Source organism: Falsiroseomonas algicola (genome assembly GCF_011040385.1).
GTDB lineage: Bacteria > Pseudomonadota > Alphaproteobacteria > Acetobacterales > Acetobacteraceae > Falsiroseomonas > Falsiroseomonas algicola.
Genome location: NZ_JAAIKB010000087.1, coordinates 1 through 239, shown reverse-complemented (window position 1 = coordinate 239; position 239 = coordinate 1). Strand labels below are relative to the sequence as shown.

Below are 239 nucleotides of genomic sequence, written 5' to 3'. Positions count from 1 at the left end.
TCGAGCGGCGACAGGCGGAGCTTGGCCATCGCCGCACGGAACTCGGCGCCGAACAGCAGGCCGCGTGGGCGCGGCTCTCGGCGCTGGAGGCGGGGCGGGACGCGGCGGCGCATGCGCAGGACATGCAGCAGCACCTTGCGGACGCGCAGGAAGCCGCGGAGCGCTACGCCCGGCTCCACCTGGCGCGGCGCCTGCTGAAGGCGGGGATCGAGCTGCTGCGCCAGGACCAGCAGGGCCCG

At 76.2% G+C, this 239-nt stretch carries 1 protein-coding gene; it reads left to right on the top strand.

Annotation, left to right across the window (positions count from 1 at the left end; all coding sequences use genetic code 11):
- Window positions 1-239 (top strand): hypothetical protein (locus G3576_RS31135; protein ID WP_207623131.1); only part of this gene is annotated, 239 nt, incomplete at both ends.